Raw genomic sequence first — 14,994 nt, 5'->3', positions numbered from 1 at the left:
GTGTTTGGTGCTGCTGCGTTTGCGGCATTCCGGACTCAACCCATGAACATGCCCGCCACCTCACTTGAATTCCCGCGTCTGCCGGGGGATCCGGCTTCGCCGTCGCTCAGGGAAAACCTGCAGGCGCCACGCCATGCACAACAGCGTCAGCGTGCCACGCAGCCGCGTGAATCGGCCCTCAAGATCAGGACGCGGTGTCCCGGTTGCCTGTCGGCTTCCCTCTCGATGGTTTACGAGGAACCGTACGCCGGCGCGGGCGTTCAGGCCTATCTTGCAAGGCACTATGAAGGCCATGCGTCAAGGACTGCCGACGCAGGCGTCTATGCGCTGGCGCGCTGCAACAGCTGCAGCCTGGTCTTTCAGCAACAGGTGCCCGACGACCCCTTGCTCGGCGAGATCTACAACGACTGGGTTCCCGGCACCGAGCTGGACCGCGAGCACCGCAATTACAGCCTGGACGAATACCGCTACCTGGCCGAGCAGGTCCAGTTCATCATTCAATACTTCGGGCTTCCGCCGGGTGAGCTGGATGCGCTTGACTTCGGCTTCGGCTGGGCGCACTGGTCAAAAATGGCCATGGGATTTGGCTGCAATGTGTGGGGTGTGGAGCTTTCCGAGGAACGCGCCCGCCACGGCAAATCCGTGGGGCTACGGGTCGTCGGCCTGGCCGACCTGCCGGCCAGGAGGTTCCGGTTCATCAATACGGAGCAGGTCTTTGAACACCTGACGGAGCCCAGGCTGGTGCTCGAAAAACTGCGCGATGCCCTGTCAGGAGACGGCGTCATCAAGATCAGCGTTCCCAACGCGGCTGCCGCGCTGAAAAAGATCAGCCAGGGGAAAGATTTCGGCGCGCTGTCGCCCGACGACCAGATGCCCATCGCCCCGCTCGAACACATCAACGCTTTCAGCCATGAATCGCTCGTCGCCTTCGGAAAAGAGTTTGGCCTGAAACCGCTGCGCCCCAAACTCTATCGGCTGTACAACAGCGCCTCGGGCCTGCTTCAGCCCAAAAACCTGGCGCGGGTCATTGCCCGGCCTGTCTACCGGCATATTTTTCCGGGCACTACCTTCATCTATTTTGTGCGCGCCTAGCGCCGCGGCTTCATTTTTGGCGGGCTTGGCCGTAGGACGGCGCCGGAAGACGGTCGAGCGGTGCCACACGGCCTTTAAGATAAAAAAAGGTCGCACCGTATGTCGCGGTCCGGCCTGCTTCAGGGTTGATTCAGAAAGCGAGGCACCCCATGCTGATCAAAAAAACCATCACCATCGCCGCAACGGCCACTGCCATGTTTCTGGCCGGCGGTGTTGTCATCGCTGCACAAACAACAGACGCCGGTGTGAGCACCACGGCCGGGAATCCGGAAGGCGCAAGGCTGGCGAGCCGCTACAGCGCATTTGCCGGCTCACCCCAAAACGCCGAGTCGCTGGTAGAGGGGCTGCGCACGGGCACACCGATCTCGCTGAGCCCCAGCCCGACCGGACCCAACGCCACCGCGCCGGCCGCAAGCCTTTCGCCGGCCACCGGGAAAATGGGCTACGGCAACATCAACATCGCGCTTGCGCTGGCCAAGACTTCACTGGCCAAACAAGGCATCACCAACCCTACGCCTTCACAACTCTCAGCCACACTGGGCGGGGTGCTGTCCCAGAAGGCCGACGGCATTGGCTGGGGCCAGATTGCCAACAGCATGGGCGTGAAACTGGGCGCCGTCGTGAGCGCTTCGCATACCTCCAAAAGTGGCAAGAAAGCCAACGACAACATCCATGCCGTTCATGCCAGCAATGTCGCCACGGCCCATGCCTCCAGCAAAGGCCTGGGCGCCGGAAAAGAGTCCGGTAAAAGCGGCAACAACGGCAATGGCGGCCAGGGTGGCGGCAATGGAGGCGGCCACGGCGGTGGTAATGGCGGAGGCAACGGTGGCGGAAATGGTGGAAAGTAACGCGCGCATCTGTTCAACCGCGCGCCGCTAAACCACAAGCACCTGCGCAAGGCTGTCGTATCGCTATCGATTTAATAGCTGCTTGCGCTCGTCCTGTCTGGCCTGCAGGCTCTTTTCCCGTAAGAACAGCAGCCGCCCCCTCAACGCTTGCTCAAATGTTCGCGCAGGCCGGGACACATGCCAGATGGGCCCGATGCAGGCCCGCTTTCGTGTCACTGAAGTCCAGTTGCGCGGGCATCGCGCCAGGCTGGATTCGCGTCATGCCAATACCCTTCTTCGCCGGCAAAAATCATCAATCCGTTACATAAAGAAACATTTAATGAAAATTGACGTTTGCCAAGTGCAAATCCAGCGCAGGCTTCCCGGCGCTGCCAGCGTCTTCGATTGAAAATCCCAACCGCGGCCAGTTCTCGCCTGTAGCGTCCAGGTTGAATACTCACGAAGCACATCACTTTGGCCGCGTTTTCATGAAAAAATTCCGCTTTTAAAGAGCCCTCGGCTTGACTTGCGGACGCCAGTCGTCGACATTGTTAACACTTTGTAACACGCGGTGTTAGCCAAAGACAGAGCGAAAAATACCTCTTGTCAGACAGCTGGCGCCGCAACGCGATGCGGGCACCTCATGAAACTTCAACAGCTCTTTGGACTGAAAAGCCAGCCAAAAACGGCCTCAAGCGCCACCCACCCTGAATCGGAAGTCTCTGTCCCCGGCGACGAACACTCCACCATCGGCGTGCGGCAGCAGCTCATTCAGGTGCTGTTGCGGGACACCGCCCGGCGGGCGGGCATTCCGTCGAACTGGCTGGACTGCCAGATGTTGCTGACCGCCAACCCCACACGCGGCGAAGGCATGTACCTGCGCATCATCATGAAGCAGTGGGACCTGCGCCTGCTGACCTACGCGGCAGCTTTCCAGAAAGTGTTGATGGCGGACATCATGCGTTTTGAGCCGCGCGCCAGTGACTGGCTCCACGGCATTTCATGGCAGCTGGACGGCGGCGACAGCTGCCCCCATCAGGAAATGCCCGACCCGACCATCTGGATGCAAAGCCCCACCCGGCCGCGCAGCGGCTACGCGCCACGTGCGCCCGTGGAACCGGCTGCGCCCGGAGCGCCCGCGCTGGCACAAAGCCCGGCGCACTAGGTGCACCACCGGGCGCCACCGGGGCCCGGCAGCAGGCACCCATCCCGGGTGCGGGCGATGGGCTCAATACGAGCCGATGTAATCTTTTTTGCCGACTTCCACGCCGTTGTGGCGCAGGATGGCGTATGCCGTGGTGGTGTGAAAAAAGAAATGCGGCAGGCCGTAATTCAGCAAATAGGACTGGCCGGTAAAGCGCTTTTCCTTGGGCGTGCCGGCTTGCGTGACGATCTCCCGCGTGGCGGCCCCATCAAATTTCGCCACGTCCAGGCCTTCGACGAAGGCGAGGATGGTGTCAATACGCGCCTGCAGTTCGGCAAACGTCGTTTCCTTGTCTTCGATCTTCGGCACTTCCACACCGGCCAGCCGGGCCGACACGCTCTTGGCGAAATCGCTGGCCACTTGCACCTGGCGCAGCAAGGGGAACATGTCGGGGAAGAGGCGGGCCTGCAGCAGCGCATTCGGGTCGATGTTTTTGGCGGAAACGTGGGCTTCGGCCTTGGCCAGGACGCCCTTGAGGCCACCCAGCATCTGCTTGAAAACGGGAATGGACGTGGTGTAGATGCTGCTGGTCATGAAAAGCTTTCGGTAAAGGAATGGAGATAGCCTGCCGCGCCCTGCGCGCGGCGCCCTGCATTCTCGCCGGATTGCGGCGGGAACGCTTTGCAGCCCGGCAATGGCCTGCGGGGACGGCGAAGCCCTTCGCAAAATAGTATGCTGTCATACCAATTTCCGCCCTCCCCAAAAGGCCCCACCATGAACGCCCCTCTCCCCGCCGCCGCCCGCCAGGCCGTGCAGGCCACCGACCTCGCCGCCCTGCCAATCATTGAAAAATGGGTGTCCTTCGCGTCCGTCTCGCGCGACAGCAACCTGCCCCTTCTTGACTGGACGCAGGCACGGCTTGAGGCACTGGGCATTGAATGCCGGCGCACTTATGACGACAGCGGCAAGAAGGCCAACCTGTGGGCCACCCTGCCCGCCGAAAACGGCGAAACCAAAGTGGGCGGTATCGTGCTGTCGGGCCATACCGACGTGGTGCCGGTGGACGGCCAGCCCTGGGACACCGACCCGTTCGCAGCGCAAATTATTGGCGGCAAGCTCTATGGCCGCGGCGTGACCGACATGAAAAGCTATGGAGCCACCGCACTGATGATGGTGCCCGAACTGCTCAAGCGCAAACTCAAGCGCCCGGTTCACCTGGCCTTCAGCTACGACGAGGAAGTCGGCTGCATCGGCGTGCGCCGCCTGATTGCCGACATGGTGGAGCAGGGTTACAAGCCTGCGGGCTGCATCGTGGGCGAACCCACCGGCATGCAGGTGGTGATTGCGCACAAGGGCAAGCATGCCTACAAGACGTCGGTGCGCGGTTTTGAAGCGCATTCATCGCTCACGCCGCTGGGCGTGAACGCGGTAGAGATCGCCTGCGAATTTGTGGCCCACCTCAAGACCATGCACAGGCGACTGGTCAAGGAAGGCCCCTTCGATCCGGTTTACGACGTGCCCCACACCACCATCCACACCGGCGTGATTGCCGGCGGCACCGCGCTCAACATCATCCCGCGCGACTGCGATGTGACCTGGGAGATCCGCCACCATCACATGAATTCGCCCGATGCACTGTTCAACGAAGCCAGAGCTTTTGCCGACAGCCTGGTGCCGGCCATGCAGGCGGTGGCGGCTGACACCGGCATCACCCACAAACTCAATTCGGTGCTGCCCGGTTTTGCGACGGAAGCCGGCAGCGAAATCGCCCAGTTGTGCTTCAGGTGCGCGGATGTAGATGCCAACTCGGGCGCCGGCAAGGTTTCCTTTGGCACGGAAGCTGCGTTGTTCCACCAGGCCGGTGTGCCGACCATCGTGTGCGGCCCCGGCCATATCGCGCAGGCACACCAGCCGAACGAATGGGTCACGCTGGAGCAACTGGCCTGGTGCGAGCGCTTCATGCGCCGCCTGGCCGACGAGCTCTGCATAAATCCGTCGTGAGCCCGTCCTGAACTGACCACTGCACCCCCTACCTCACCCGAAAGAACACATGATGCAACGCAGAGATTTCCTGGGCACCAGCCTGGCACTGACCGCAGGCAGCGCACTGGCGCAGGCCAACCCCAAAATCGCGCGCATCGTGGTGCCTTTTGCACCGGGCGGCGTGCAGGACATCCTGGCCCGGTCCATCTCCACCGAGCTCGGCCTTGCACTGGGCCAAACCGTGATTGTGGAAAACCGTCCAGGCGCGGGCGGCACCGTGGGCACAGGTTATGTCGCCAAGTCCCCGCCCGACAGCGGTGCGATGGTGCTGGCTGCCGCCAGCCACAACATCGCCGGTACGCTCTACACCAAACTCGCCTACGACCCGCAAAAAGACTTTACGCCCATGGCGCATATCGGCACGGCCGACTACGTGCTGATGATCCACCCCGAGGTGCCCGCCAAAACCGCGGCCGAATACATCCGCTACGCTAAAGCCAACCCGGGCAAGATGAATTACGCGACAGCCGGCGTTGGCAGCGCCACACATCTTTCCATGGCGTATTTCAACGGCCTGGCTGGCATCGACGTGGTGCATGTGCCGCTCAAAGCCACGGGCGAAGCCATCAATGAAGTGATCTCTGGCCGCGCACAGGCCGTGATTGCCGCCAGCATTGGTGCGCTGGCTTTCGCCAAAGACAGCCGCATCCGGCTGATCGGCGTGACCTCCCCCAAGCGTTCCAGATACCTGCCTGAAGTCCCTACCATTGCCGAAAGCGGCTTGCCGGGCTACCAGTTTGATTCATGGTTTGGCCTGCTGGGCCCTGCCGGTACACCTGCAGCCGACGTCAACCGTGTCAACGCGGCCATCGCCAAACTGCTCAAGGACCCCGTCATCCTTGAGCGCCTGGACAAGCAGGGCATCGAACCCCAAGCGTTGAGCAACGCCGACTTTGCCAAACTGCTGGCAGTGGACTACAAGCGCATGGCCGAGGTCGTGAAGGCATCGGGCGCCAAGGTCGAATAGCGCCGGCAATGCTTCACCGCTGGCCTATGCCAGCGTGACGCCGGCCACGGAGGCCAGGTATTTTTCCAGCACGGCCAGCTCGGCCACGGTGGGGGCGCCCTTGCCCGCGATGACCGCGTAAATGTGTCCCCTGAAACTGCCGCGCGGGTAGTAGCTGAGATAACCCCAGCCGATCAGCATCTGGCTGCACACACCCGGCGCCAGCGTGGCACTGGCGGTGCCCGCCTGCACCGAATTGATACGCAGCCTCTGCGCACCGGGTGCAGAGGTAAGCGCCATCACGGCAGGCACACCCGCAGTGAGTTTCGTGGCGCTGGTCAGCTGCACGGTCTGCCCCGCTGAGTCCACCCATTTGGCATACGGCTGGCTGTTGGTGAAACCCAGGTCCGAGGTGTAGAGCGTCTCGGTCTTTGAGGCCTGGAAAACCACGCCGGTATTGGTGGGCCCCGGAACACTGACCGCGGCAATGGCGAAATGGGGATCTTCAATGTTGTAGGGCACGCGGTTTTTCGGATTGGGCTGGATGCCGGCCATCGGCACTGATTTTTTGCACCAAAAGCCCGCCGTGTCGTAAACACTGTGGTCCGAATACTTTTTTCCGCCGGCGTTGACGCGCATCACCGGCGGCGCCATCGTGCCCATGTTGGGGCCGTCCCTGTTGATCCAGTTGATCATCTCCATGGCATTGCCGGGGCTGGAGCCGTAACCCGAATCCGACACCGCGCGCACCGCCTGCCCGGCCGCGGCGGGCGCACCCAGCAGGTAGTCGGTGTAGCCATTTGCCATGTCCCATTTGCAGGCGTTGTATTTCGCGATGATGGCCAGCGCGGCATCGGCCAGGCTGGTGGCTGCGTAGGCCACCGGATCGGTCAGCGAGAACACCTTGCGCGGCGGCGGCACCTGGCCCGACAGCTGGCCGCCGCTGGTATAGGTCAGCGTAGCCACCCGATTGGCTGCCGGCGTGAAGGTAAAGGTGTCCTGGCCGTTGGCGCCCGCAGGAATGACAAGGCTGGACTTGCTCAACGCGCCTCCGTTGTTGGAGGCCACCGTCAGCGTCACGGGTTGCGCCAGATTGCCGCGGGCATACACCGTAAACGTCAGCGGTGCACCGGCAGGTGAATAGCCCGGACCGTCGTCGTACACGGTGGCCTGCACAATACCCACCGCAGCCTTCATCGGCCCCGAGACCAGCGGCTCGAGCGTGCGGTTCTGGTGCCAGCCCGGCACATGATTGATGGCGTAGTTGTGGATGGGCCAGTGGTTGCCCCCCATCCAGCTATAGACCTCGCAGTTGACCTGGCGCGCATAGTTGACGGCCTGGGCAAACATGGTTTGCCACCGCGTGTCGTCAATCGGCATGCCGATCTCGGTGAGCGCCAGCTTCGCGCCCCGGGCCTGTACCCAGTCGGCCGCAATCTTCAGGCGGTCCATGCCCGTGGAAGCCTTGATAGGGCCGACACCAAAACCCGCGCTGTAGTTCTTGGCGACTTCCGTGTCGTAATCGAAAGAGGCACCGTTGCCGAAGGCATCAAGGTAGACGTGGACTTCATACACGAGGTTGGCGCCTGTGACCGGGAAGCCCGGGTTCTTGGTGCCCAGCGATATGGCCGCGCTGTACTGGTTGCCGCCCACATAAATGGGGTTTACGGGGTCTATGGCCCGGATCGCATTGATGGCGGCTTGTGAATACGCCGCCATGATCGCCAGGTCTTCACCGCCCTTCACGGTTTCTTCATCCGAGGCGATAAGGCCACCCGGCTTGGGCAGGTCGTGCGGTTCGTTCATGAGGCCATAGCCGCCGAAGCCCGGGTGGCTCTTCCACTTCGTGGCGGCACGCGCCCAGAAATCCGCAAACTGGGACTGCTTGAGTGTGGCGCCTGCGGTCAACGAAAAAATCCTTACCTGCACCTGGCTTGCATCGGTGGTGTAGGGCCGCAGCAGCGGGTCGGACGGCACCGTCAGGCCAAGTACGGATCCGTCGGCCTGAAATTTGAAATCCTGGTAGCGCCCGTAGTTATGGTTGTCGATGATGCACTTCATACCCGCCGCCGCATGGGCATCCAGCACACCGGTGATATAGGCTTCATACGCAGCGTGGAAAACACCCGGATTGCCGATCGCCGCTTTGGCCGCAGCGTTGGCCACTGTGTCATGCAGCATGGGCTGCAGCAGCTCCCATTGAATGGGCAACCTGTTTTTGGTGAAGCCGCAGGCGGCGAGATAATCCACGTCGGCCTTGCGCGGCACGGTGAAATGGATGTTGGTTGCAGAACTCGTGTTGCGCCGCAAGCCGGTTTTTGCCCATTCCATGCCGGAGAGATTGGTCCCCATCGCTGGCGAGCCGGCCGCAGCAAGAGGCGCTGCGGCCTGGGCAAGCCGGGCCATCATGAAAGGCCCAAAGGCGGCCACCGCGCCAGCCGCCACGGCGGCCTGTGAAAATTCACGTCTATGCATCGGGGTGCGCTCCTGTTCGTCCAAAGACCTCAGGTTAAACCCCGTATTGCGGCTTCATTACAGTTTGAATCAACACAGCGTCCCGCTTACATTTGGGCCCCTGTCAGGCCTGACAGGTTACCGGCGCAGTGCAAGCAAGAGACAGCGAGGTCAGCGACAATAGCCGCAGATAATTTCTTACCGTCATTGCGCCCCGCCCTGGTGCGTTTTCAATGGCGGTTTTAACAGTGCCGTTTGGGTGCAAGGCCTTCCACCTTGTTACTGATACACAAAGCGGCTTGACTTCATTTCATTCATGACAAAAAGTTTCTTCCGGGCAGCCCTGGTGCTGGGTTTGCTGTCCGCCATCGGCCCTTTCGCCATCGACATGTACCTTCCCGCGCTGCCCTCCATCGGGCACAGCCTGGGCGCCTCCATGGGCGCGGTGCAAGCCAGCCTGATGGCGTTTTTCATCTCCCTCGGCATTGGGCAAATCATCTACGGCCCGGTCTCCGACATGGTGGGCCGCAAGCCGCCGCTGTACTTCGGCCTGCTGCTGTTTGCCGCCGGCAGCATCGGCTGCGCGCTGGCGCCTGACATCCAGACGCTGGTGGTGCTGCGCTTCATCCAGGGCCTGGGCGCCTGCGCCGGCATGGTGGTGCCGCGCGCGGTAGTGCGGGACCTGCATACCGGCCACGACGCCGCGCGCCTCATGTCCCTGCTGATGTTGGTCTTCAGCGTCTCGCCCATCCTGGCGCCGCTGGCCGGCAGCTTCCTCATTGAGGCCTTCGGCTGGCGCAGCGTGTTCTGGGCCGTCACCGTGGCCGCCGCTGCAGGGTTGGTGCTGGTGGCCTTCACTCTGCCGGAAACGCGACCGCCCGAACAACGCGTGGACAGCAGCTTTGGCAGCGCATTGACCGCCTACGGCGTGCTGCTGCGCGACCGCCATTTCATGGGCCTGGTGTTCATCGGCGCCTTCGGCATCTCGAGCTTTTTTGCCTACCTTGCCAACTCGTCCTTTGTGCTGATCAACCACTACGGCCTGACACCGCGCCAGTACAGCATCGCCTTTGCAGTCAACGCAGCCTCCTTCATCGGGGTTTCGCAGTTCACCGGCAAGCTGGCTGCGCGTTTCGGGCTTGTGCCCATCGTGAAAGTGGCCGTGACGGGTTATGCCGCCGTGATGGCCCTGCTGCTGGTGCTGAACCTGGTGGGCATCGAAAGGCTGGACGTGATGATCGCGCTGATGCTGGTGGGCTATGGATTTCTGGGCTTGGTGGTTCCAACCACCGCCGTACTGGCACTGGAAGAACACGGCGCCATAGCCGGCACGGCCTCGGCCCTCATGGGCACACTGCAGTTTGTCACCGGCGCGGTGGTGATGGCGGTGGTGGGCGTGTTTGTAGACGGCAGCGCCCGCCCCATGGTGGCCGGCATCGCCGGATGCGCCTTGCTGGCGTATGCCACGGCGCGCGTGACGCTGGGCGGCAAGCGCGCTGCCACTGCGCCGGCGCACTAGCGCCTCGCGAAAAGACGCGCCTAACGGGCTTGCTGCATGCGCAACCGTCGTGCAGCATCTTCAGCCCGCGCATCGTCAATCTCACCCATCACGGCGCCGAGGTTGACCGGCCCGGTCTTGTGGGCAAAGCGGCCCGTCAGCACCGTCTCGGGCTGTAACACGCCGCGCTGGTACAGGTCCCAGATCTCGCTGCCGTAGTCGGTTTGCAGCAGCTCCGGCGCGAAGCGGCCGAAGAAGCCGCGCAGGTTCGCCACGTCGCGCAGCAGCATGCGGCCTGCGTGGTTGTTGCCAGCGGCGTCCACCGCCTGCGGCAGGTCGATGATGACCGGGCTGGGTTGGCCGTCCGTCACGCCCAGCAGGATGTTGAATTCCGACAAATCGCCGTGCACAACACCGGCGCACAGCATGCGCACCACTTCCGTGAGCAGCGTGGCGTGGTGCTGGCGGGCATCTTCGGACGTGAACTCCACGTCGTTCAGGCGCGGTGCGGCGTCACCGTGCTCGTCGGTCACCAGCTCCATCAGCAGCACGCCATCGCAAAAGTTGTGCGGCCTGGGTACACGAACGCCGGCTGCCGCCAGCCGGTACAACGCATCGACCTCGGCGCTTTGCCAGGCCGCTTCGGTGGCCTGCCGGCCGAAACGCGTGCCCTTGGCCATGGCGCGCGCCTGCCGCGTGTTTTTGACCTTGCGGTTCTCGGTGTAGTCCACCGCCTGGCGAAAGCTGCGCTCGGTGGCGTCCTTGTAGACCTTGGCGCAGCGGGTTTCGTCGCCGCAGCGCACCACATACACCATGGCCTCCTTGCCGCTCATCAGTTGCCGTACCACGGTATCGATCAGGCCTTCTTCGAGCAGCGACTGCAGCCTCTTGGGTGTTTTCATGGTGCCATTGTGCGCCGGGCTCAGCCTCCTGCCGCCAGTACCAGCTGCGACAGGCGTTTGACGAGAGGGTCCAGCAGCTCCGTCGCGGTGTTCCCGTAGCCCAGCACCAGGCCGTTGTCTTCAGGTGCCGGCGCCATGGCAAACGAGGAAAGCGGCATGGGCGCCATCCCGTACCGCCGGGCAGCTTCCGCAATGCGAGCGTCCGCAAAATCCCGCGGCAGGCGGACAGCCAGGTGCAGGCCGCCCTGCCCGCCTTCAATGACGTGCGGAACGCGCAGGTGCCGTGTCAGTGCTTCCCGCAGGGCATGCTGGCGCTCACGGTACAGCCTTCGCATCCGGCCCAGGTGCCGCACAAACTGCCCGGATTCGATAAAGCCGGCCATGGCAAGCTGCTCATGGCTGTGGCCGCCGCGAAGCATCTCGCGCAAGGCGTCCTGCGCTGAAGCCAGCAGTGGCTTTGGCATGACCACGAAACCCAGGCGCAACGAGGGAAACATGGTTTTGGAAAACGTGCCGACGTAGAGCACAGGCGCATCGGCCACCAGGCCCTGCATCGCGCCTATGGGTTCGCCGGTATGCCGGAATTCGCTGTCGTAGTCGTCCTCAATGATCCAGGCGCCGTGCCTGCGCGCGGCAGACATCAAGGCCAGGCGGCGTGCCACCGACATCACCACGCCAATCGGATACTGGTGCGAAGGCGTCGTGTAAATCAGCCGTGGCGTGCGTGAGCGCCAATCCGCCGCGCCGATGTGCAGGCCTTCGTCGTCCATGCGTTTCGGCACGATGCGCAGGTCACCCGCATGCATCGCTGCGTTGGCGCCCCGGTAGCCCGGGTCTTCCACCCAGGCCGTGTCGCCCGGGTTGGTCAGCAAGCGCACACACAGCATAAGCGCTTCCTGCGCGCCTTCCGTCACGATGACCTGCGCCGGCTCGCAATGCACGCCGCGCGTGATCGCCAGGTGGCGCGCAATGGCGGTGCGCAGTTCAGCCTGACCGAAAGGGTCGCCGTAATGCAGCGCCGCCGGCAAGGCCTCGCGCACTGCGCGATCCAGCGTGCTGCGCCAGACGGCCAGCGGAAAGTGGGAAAGGGCCGGCACGCCGGGTCGCAGGGTGGTGCTGGTGTCGAGCCGTGCGGGGCCCGAGCGAATGCGGGACAGGCGCAGTGCCACACGGGATGGCGCGGTGGCCTCGGGCTGCGCCTGCTGCGTGGCCGGGCGCAACACAGCCGCCACGGTGCTTCCCTGCCGGTCGGCGCGGACATAGCCTTCGGACACAAGGTGTTCGTAGGCAATCGCCACGGTATTGCGCGAGACCGACAGGGTTTGCGCCAATGCGCGCGAACCGGGCAGGCGGCTGCCCGCAGCCAGCTGGCCCTTGAGGATGGCCTCCTTGAGCCTGCGGTAAAGCTGGCGCTGCAAAGGCTCGGCGTCGGACCTGTCCAGCGGGGCTTCCAGGAAACCCTGCGGGGCGGAGTGCTTTGGAGCGGACTTGTTAGCGGACTGGGTGGAGGGCATCGCGCAAGGGTTGTTGAACGGCAAAGAATTTGGTCGCAGATCGTGGCACCACGAAATAACCACTTTATGGCACTTTATGAAGAGCCACAAAGATCTTAACCTAGGCGATCAAACTCACAGGAGCATCGATGACCACACGCACAAACGCCTACGGGCAACCCATTGGCGAAGCCATGCAGGGCTGGACAGCAAGGCAAAGGCCGCCACGCATCACACTCGAAGGCCGGTATTGCCGCCTCGAGCCGCTGGACGCCAGGCGCCATGGCGACGACCTGTTCACCGCCTACGCCGCCGCACCCGACGGCCGGGCCTGGACCTACTTGGCCCCCGAGCCATTTACCGCGCGCAGCGATTTCGATGCCTACCTCGAACGCAACGCAGCCAGCGCCGACCCTTTGCATTACACGGTCGTGGACGCCGGCACCCAGCGCGCGGTCGGGACGCTGTCGCTGATGCGCATGGACACCGCCAACGGCGTCATTGAGGTCGGGCACGTGATCTTCTCGCCGCTGCTGCAGCGCAGCCGCGCCTCCACCGAAGCCCAGTACCTGCTGATGAAGCTGGTCTTCGAAACGCTCGGTTACCGCCGCTACGAGTGGAAATGCGACAGCCTCAACGCGCCGTCGCGCAGCGCGGCCGCCAGGCTCGGTTTCAGCTTCGAAGGCGTTTTCCGGCAGCTCCTCGTCTACAAGAACAGGACGCGCGACACCGCCTGGTTTTCCATCATTGACGGTGAATGGCCGCTCTTGAAGAAAGCCTTCGACAGCTGGCTTTCGCCGGGTAATTTTGATGCGCAGGGTGCGCAGGTTCTGGCGCTCACTGACATTCGCAGCCGCCTGATGCACAAAGCCCCCGCTGCGATGGCAGCCTGACGGCAGCACCACACAAGGGGGTTTCTTTTCGCCGCGAACTCCAGGACGGCGCCGGGTATGTATTTCCCGGCGCCGTACCGAAAGTTCAGTTCAGCACCAGTTGCGCGATGACACCGGTGGCGATGGCGATGAGTGCATAGTCCGCACCCACCTGCACCCACTGCTGGCCACGCGGCGGCGCATGGAGGCGATGCCCGCGCCAGTCATTCACCACATACTGACGGCCGCGGTACTCATTCGGGATGCGGCCGCCACGGTAGAACTGCGGGCCGTGCCCATCGAAGTGGCGGTCATTGCGGGCGTAACGGCGATCGTCACGATGGTCAAAACCGCGCCCGCCACGATCGTCTGCACGGGTATCTGCGCGACCATGACCGGGACCATAGCCGGGACCATCGTCGCGACTGTAACCGGGACCGACAGACCCGCGCTGCTCAACACGAGGCGACTCACCGCGCTGGCCGCGCCCGTCGTAGCCTTGCGCAAACGAGAGCGAGGCAAAGCCCAGCGACGCTGCGGCGATGGCACACACAATGGCTTTTGATTTCATGATCGACTCCTTTGGATGGAAGAGCCCTCATGGTGTTCCGGCGAAGTGTCGGCGCAGCAAAGCCGCGGGAGTGTTTGTGTAAAGCCTGGTTGCAATCTGTGCCGAACTCAGGTCTTGGCCTTTCAAGCCAGTACGGGCAAAGGCAAGCGCGCGGAAGGCTTGTCACTCTCGCCAAGTTGCAGCAGCTGAGCCAGCCATTCATCAACCAGCATCGGATCATTCACCGTCTTGATCGCCTGGTAAGCCACTTCCGCTTCAGGAAACCGCCGCCGCAAAAAATTGAGCCACTGCTTGAGGCGCCCAGCTCTCGCGCGTGTCTCAAGCCGTGAGCAGACGATGTGCCAGAACTCGGCGATCAGCGGCAGCAGCGTGGGCCAGCTCACGGCGGCATGGTGCTCACCGGCCATGTCGGCCTTGATCGCCAGCCCCAGACCCGGGTCGCGCACCGCGCCGCGGCCGATCATCAGCACATCGCAACCCGAAGCTTCACGGCAGCGCCGCGCATCTTCCACTGTCCATATCTCGCCGTTGGCCACCACCGGAATCCTGACTGCTGCGCGGATGTCGGCGATGCGCTCCCAGTAGGCGGGCGGCTTGTAGGCCTGGGCTTTGGTGCGGGCGTGCACCACCAGTTCGCCGGCGCCACCGGCTTCGATGGCGAGCGCGCATTCCACGGCACGCGCATCGTCTTCGTAGCCCAGCCGCATCTTGGCCGAGACGGGCATGCCGGCCGGCACCGCCCGGCGAACCGCGCCGACAACGGCCGTCAGGGTTTCGGGCTCACGCAGCAGCGATGCACCTCCGCCGTGGCGATTGACCACCGCGGCCGGGCAGCCAAAGTTCAGGTCAATGCCTGCCGGACCAAGGCTTGCGAGCCGCGCGGCATTCTCGGCCATGCAGCCCGGGTCGGAGCCCAGCAGCTGCGCACGCACCGGCACACCGGCCAGCGTGCGGCCGCCGTGGTGCAGCTCGGGCACGATGCGATAGAACACACGCTCGGGCAACAGCTGGTCGGTGATGCGGATGAATTCAGAGACGCAGCGGTCGATGCCGCCGACCCGCGTGAGGATGTCGCGCAGTACAAAATCCAGCAGCCCTTCCATCGGGGCCAGCAGGACGGTAGCGCGTGGTTCAGTACTCATCCCAGCCAGC

13 protein-coding genes and 1 pseudogene are annotated in these 14,994 nt (G+C 63.4%); 7 read left to right on the top strand and 7 right to left on the bottom strand.

Annotation, left to right across the window (positions count from 1 at the left end):
- Nucleotides 1-42 precede the first annotated feature (42 nt).
- Both AC1DVV_RS02430 and AC1DVV_RS02425 read left to right on the top strand, forming a co-directional pair.
- The gene (locus AC1DVV_RS02430; protein WP_457279174.1) at nucleotides 43-1,092 is read left to right on the top strand and encodes a class I SAM-dependent methyltransferase; all 1,050 of its coding nucleotides are present in this window, start codon (nucleotides 43-45) and stop codon (nucleotides 1,090-1,092) included.
- Between the two features lie 149 nt (nucleotides 1,093-1,241).
- On the top strand, nucleotides 1,242-1,940 hold the full coding sequence (locus AC1DVV_RS02425) for a hypothetical protein (protein ID WP_457279175.1): 699 nt from the start codon (nucleotides 1,242-1,244) through the stop codon (nucleotides 1,938-1,940).
- Nucleotides 1,941-2,152: 212 nt separating this feature from the next.
- Here AC1DVV_RS02425 and AC1DVV_RS02420 read toward each other — a convergent pair whose 3' ends face one another.
- A complete protein-coding gene (locus AC1DVV_RS02420; protein ID WP_477688821.1) occupies nucleotides 2,153-2,380 on the bottom strand; it encodes a hypothetical protein in 228 nt (75 codons plus the stop codon).
- Nucleotides 2,381-2,562: 182 nt separating this feature from the next.
- Between AC1DVV_RS02420 and AC1DVV_RS02415 the strand changes: the two genes are divergently transcribed.
- The gene (locus AC1DVV_RS02415; RefSeq protein WP_457279177.1) at nucleotides 2,563-3,084 is read left to right on the top strand and encodes a hypothetical protein; all 522 of its coding nucleotides are present in this window, start codon (nucleotides 2,563-2,565) and stop codon (nucleotides 3,082-3,084) included.
- 63 nt (nucleotides 3,085-3,147) lie between these two features.
- Here the strand turns inward: AC1DVV_RS02415 and AC1DVV_RS02410 are convergent, their stop codons facing one another.
- Nucleotides 3,148-3,657: a DUF1993 domain-containing protein gene (locus AC1DVV_RS02410; RefSeq protein ID WP_457279178.1), complete on the bottom strand. Its 510-nt coding sequence runs from the start codon at nucleotides 3,655-3,657 to the stop codon at nucleotides 3,148-3,150.
- A gap of 180 nt (nucleotides 3,658-3,837) precedes the next feature.
- Here AC1DVV_RS02410 and argE point away from each other — a divergent pair, with 180 nt between their 5' ends.
- Nucleotides 3,838-5,064 carry an acetylornithine deacetylase gene (gene argE, locus AC1DVV_RS02405; RefSeq protein ID WP_477666338.1) on the top strand — a complete coding sequence of 409 codons (1,227 nt, stop codon included), beginning with the start codon at nucleotides 3,838-3,840 and terminating at the stop codon, nucleotides 5,062-5,064.
- 49 nt (nucleotides 5,065-5,113) lie between these two features.
- Nucleotides 5,114-6,073 carry a tripartite tricarboxylate transporter substrate binding protein gene (locus tag AC1DVV_RS02400; protein ID WP_477702375.1) on the top strand — a complete coding sequence of 320 codons (960 nt, stop codon included), beginning with the start codon at nucleotides 5,114-5,116 and terminating at the stop codon, nucleotides 6,071-6,073.
- A gap of 24 nt (nucleotides 6,074-6,097) precedes the next feature.
- Here the strand turns inward: AC1DVV_RS02400 and AC1DVV_RS02395 are convergent, their stop codons facing one another.
- Nucleotides 6,098-8,527, bottom strand: coding sequence for a cellulase family glycosylhydrolase (locus AC1DVV_RS02395; RefSeq protein ID WP_477702374.1), 2,430 nt, complete (start codon nucleotides 8,525-8,527; stop codon nucleotides 6,098-6,100).
- Between the two features lie 295 nt (nucleotides 8,528-8,822).
- On the opposite strand from AC1DVV_RS02395, the gene AC1DVV_RS02390 reads away from it, so the two are divergent.
- The gene (locus AC1DVV_RS02390) at nucleotides 8,823-10,025 is read left to right on the top strand and encodes a multidrug effflux MFS transporter (RefSeq protein WP_477702373.1); all 1,203 of its coding nucleotides are present in this window, start codon (nucleotides 8,823-8,825) and stop codon (nucleotides 10,023-10,025) included.
- A 20-nt stretch (nucleotides 10,026-10,045) separates the two neighbouring features.
- Here the strand turns inward: AC1DVV_RS02390 and AC1DVV_RS02385 are convergent, their stop codons facing one another.
- Both AC1DVV_RS02385 and pdxR read right to left on the bottom strand, forming a co-directional pair.
- Nucleotides 10,046-10,906, bottom strand: a complete 861-nt coding sequence (locus AC1DVV_RS02385) for a PA4780 family RIO1-like protein kinase (protein WP_477702372.1) — start codon at nucleotides 10,904-10,906, stop codon at nucleotides 10,046-10,048.
- Between the two features lie 20 nt (nucleotides 10,907-10,926).
- Nucleotides 10,927-12,420 (bottom strand): MocR-like pyridoxine biosynthesis transcription factor PdxR, encoded by a 1,494-nt coding sequence (gene pdxR, locus AC1DVV_RS02380; RefSeq protein ID WP_477702371.1) that lies wholly within the window; start codon nucleotides 12,418-12,420, stop codon nucleotides 10,927-10,929.
- 128 nt (nucleotides 12,421-12,548) lie between these two features.
- On the opposite strand from pdxR, the pseudogene AC1DVV_RS02375 reads away from it, so the two are divergent.
- Nucleotides 12,549-13,280, top strand: a pseudogene (locus AC1DVV_RS02375) (GNAT family N-acetyltransferase); the annotation flags it as partial.
- Between the two features lie 97 nt (nucleotides 13,281-13,377).
- Here AC1DVV_RS02375 and AC1DVV_RS02370 read toward each other — a convergent pair.
- Nucleotides 13,378-13,842, bottom strand: coding sequence for an RcnB family protein (locus AC1DVV_RS02370; protein WP_477688815.1), 465 nt, complete (start codon nucleotides 13,840-13,842; stop codon nucleotides 13,378-13,380).
- Between the two features lie 122 nt (nucleotides 13,843-13,964).
- Entirely contained in the window at nucleotides 13,965-14,984 is a 1,020-nt protein-coding gene (locus AC1DVV_RS02365) for a tRNA dihydrouridine synthase (protein WP_457279186.1), read from the bottom strand.
- Nucleotides 14,985-14,994 lie beyond the last annotated feature (10 nt).

The sequence above is a fragment of the Polaromonas sp. P3_B4 genome, from assembly GCF_056402835.1.
The sequence above is the reverse complement of the archived record's forward strand: the minus strand, read 5'-3'. Positions and strand labels throughout refer to the sequence as shown.

Coding starts and splice junctions, on each gene's coding strand:
- AC1DVV_RS02400 (WP_477702375.1), top strand. CDS start 5,114: ATGATGCAACGCAGAGATTTCCTGGGCACCAGCCTGGCACTGACCGCA.
- argE (WP_477666338.1), top strand. CDS start 3,838: ATGAACGCCCCTCTCCCCGCCGCCGCCCGCCAGGCCGTGCAGGCCACC.
- AC1DVV_RS02415 (WP_457279177.1), top strand. CDS start 2,563: ATGAAACTTCAACAGCTCTTTGGACTGAAAAGCCAGCCAAAAACGGCC.
- AC1DVV_RS02390 (WP_477702373.1), top strand. CDS start 8,823: ATGACAAAAAGTTTCTTCCGGGCAGCCCTGGTGCTGGGTTTGCTGTCC.
- AC1DVV_RS02385 (WP_477702372.1), bottom strand. CDS start 10,906: ATGAAAACACCCAAGAGGCTGCAGTCGCTGCTCGAAGAAGGCCTGATC.
- AC1DVV_RS02370 (WP_477688815.1), bottom strand. CDS start 13,842: ATGAAATCAAAAGCCATTGTGTGTGCCATCGCCGCAGCGTCGCTGGGC.
- pdxR (WP_477702371.1), bottom strand. CDS start 12,420: ATGCCCTCCACCCAGTCCGCTAACAAGTCCGCTCCAAAGCACTCCGCC.
- AC1DVV_RS02425 (WP_457279175.1), top strand. CDS start 1,242: ATGCTGATCAAAAAAACCATCACCATCGCCGCAACGGCCACTGCCATG.
- AC1DVV_RS02430 (WP_457279174.1), top strand. CDS start 43: ATGAACATGCCCGCCACCTCACTTGAATTCCCGCGTCTGCCGGGGGAT.
- AC1DVV_RS02365 (WP_457279186.1), bottom strand. CDS start 14,984: ATGAGTACTGAACCACGCGCTACCGTCCTGCTGGCCCCGATGGAAGGG.
- AC1DVV_RS02395 (WP_477702374.1), bottom strand. CDS start 8,527: ATGCATAGACGTGAATTTTCACAGGCCGCCGTGGCGGCTGGCGCGGTG.
- AC1DVV_RS02410 (WP_457279178.1), bottom strand. CDS start 3,657: ATGACCAGCAGCATCTACACCACGTCCATTCCCGTTTTCAAGCAGATG.